Genomic DNA, 2,395 nt, shown 5'->3' with positions numbered 1-2,395 from the left:
CCTCGCCGATCGCGACGAGGTTCTTGGGGAGCGGGGTGTCGCTCGCGGCGCTCGCGAGGGCGAGGGCGATGGCGAGGTCCGCGGCCGGTTCCGAGAGCTTCACGCCGCCGACCGTCGCGCTGTAGATGTCGCGCTTGCCGAGCGCGCTGATCCGCCCGCGCTGTTCGAGGACGGCGAGCATCATCGAGACGCGGGACGTCTCCAGGCCCGAGGTGGTGCGGCGCGGCGAGGGGATCTGCGAGTCGACGGTGAGCGCCTGCACCTCGGCGACCAGGGGCCGGCGGCCCTCCAGCGTGACGGTGAGACACGTACCCGGCACGGGCTCGTCACGGCGGGTCAGGAAGAGGCCCGAGGGGTCGGTGACGCCGGTGATGCCCTCGTCGTGCAGCTCGAAGCAGCCGACCTCGTCGGTCGCCCCGAAGCGGTTCTTGACGCCGCGCACGAGGCGCAGGCGCGCGTGCCTGTCCCCCTCGAAGCCGAGGACGACGTCCACGAGGTGTTCGAGCAGACGGGGCCCGGCGATGGCGCCGTCCTTCGTGACGTGCCCGACGAGGAGGGTCGCCATGCCGCGCTCCTTCGAGGCGCGGATGAGCGCGCCCGCGACCTCCCGCACCTGCGCCATGCCGCCGGGCGCCCCGTCGATCTCGGGCGAGGCGACGGTCTGCACGGAGTCCACGACGAGCAGCGCGGGCTTCACCGCGTCGAGGTGGCCGAGGACGGCGGCGAGGTCGGTCTCGGCAGCGAGGTACAACTCGTCGTCCAGCGCGCCGATACGGTCCGCGCGCAGCCTGACCTGCGAGGCGGACTCCTCGCCCGTGACGTACAGCGTGCGCCGCCCGGGGCCGGCCGCCTTCGCGGCGACGTCCAGGAGCAGCGTGGACTTGCCGACCCCCGGCTCCCCCGCGAGGAGCACCACGGCGCCCGGCACGAGCCCCCCGCCGAGCACCCGGTCCAGCTCGGGCACGCCGGTGGAACGGGCGGTGGCCTGCCGTCCGTCGACCTGCGCGATGGGGAGGGCGGAGGTGGTGACGCGACCCGGCGCCGTGGTGCGCACCGCCGGGGCCCCGTACTCCTCGACCGTCCCCCACGCCTGGCACTCCGGGCAGCGCCCCAGCCACTTGGCGGTCTGCCAGCCGCACTCGGTGCAGCGGAAGGAGGGCCGGTCTTTGGCGGACTTGGTGCGGGTGGGCATACGGCCACGGTAGCGGGAGGCGCTGACAACGGGGGCCGGGCAACGGGGCCCGGCCGGGAGGGGAGGGCTCGACGGGGGCGCGGAGTCCGGTGGGGCGTGGAGGGGCGGGGGCGCGGGCGGGAGCGCTTCGTACGCCCCCTCCCGGACCCGTACGCGCTCCTCGCTGTCCCCTTTCGAGCGATCTGTTCACCCGTAAGGAGTAAAACGGCTCAAGGAGGGGCGAGTGAGGGCGCACGGGCGCCTACGGTCGCCGGGTGATGAGCAGCAGGACCGAGCACTCCACCTCCCGGGACGGTACGGGCTCCTCGGGCGTGCCCGGCGCGGCCGCGACGCGGCCCGGCGAGGGCATCGACGAGCGGTTCGACCGGCATCTCGACGGCCTCTTCACGTACTGCCTCTCCGTCCTGTGCGCGCACGAGACGGCGGTCGGCGTGGTGCGCGAGGTGCTCGACCTCGCCGCGCGCAAGCACGGTCGCGCCCCGCAGGACGAGGAGGACCGGCTGGCGTGGCTCTACGCGCTCGCCCGCTGGGTGTGCCTACGACGGCTCACCGCGACACGCGGGCACTCCGAGGAGGGGGCGCGCGAGGAGTCCGAGCAGGGGCGCGAGCGCCGCAGGGAACTGGCGCGGCTCGCCTGGCCGGAGGCGGCGGGTACGAGTCCCGAGCAGCGCGAGGCACTCGAACTCGCCGTCCGGCACGGGCTGAGCCCGCTCCAGGTCGCCTCCGTCATCGGCCTGGAGGCCACCGCCGCCAGGGAACTGCTCGCGGCGGCGGCGTGCGAGGTGGAGCGGACCAGGGTCGCGCTCGGCGTCGCGGCCAGCGGCGGCTGCCCGGTCGCCGCCCGGTACGCGGGCGACCGCCGCATCCCCCTCGGCTCCGCGCTCCGCGGCGAACTCGTGCGCCACGTGGACGAGTGCCCGCGCTGCCGCCGTACCGCCGAACGCGCCGGCGCCGCCGAGCCGTGGCCCGGCACCGCCGTCACGCCCGACGCGCTGCCCGTCCTCACCGCCCCGCGCGCCGAGATCCTCGCGCGCCCCGCCGTCGCGCCCCCCCGGCGCCGCCGGAGTCCCGCCCAGCCCCGGCTCGACCGCAGGGGCTTCCCGATGGATGCCAGGGAGCGCGCGGCCCGCCGCGACCGGCTGCGCTCGCGCGCCGTCACGACGACGGTCGTGGCGACCGTCGTCGCCGCCCCGCTCCTCGCCC

Annotated in this window: 2 protein-coding genes; one reads left to right on the top strand and one right to left on the bottom strand. The window is 76.2% G+C overall.

The window, feature by feature from the left end; translation table 11 throughout:
- A partial coding sequence (gene radA, locus SSBG_RS11680; protein WP_008746342.1) for a DNA repair protein RadA occupies nucleotides 1-1,192 on the bottom strand: 1,192 nt, incomplete at its 3' end.
- 257 nt (nucleotides 1,193-1,449) lie between these two features.
- On the opposite strand from radA, the gene SSBG_RS11675 reads away from it, so the two are divergent.
- On the top strand, nucleotides 1,450-2,395 hold a 946-nt coding region (locus SSBG_RS11675; RefSeq protein WP_037869517.1), incomplete at its 3' end, for a hypothetical protein.

The organism is Streptomyces sp. SPB074 (assembly GCF_000154905.1).
Classification (GTDB): Bacteria; Actinomycetota; Actinomycetes; order Streptomycetales; family Streptomycetaceae; genus Streptomyces.
This window is presented reverse-complemented; position numbering and strand designations above follow the sequence as displayed.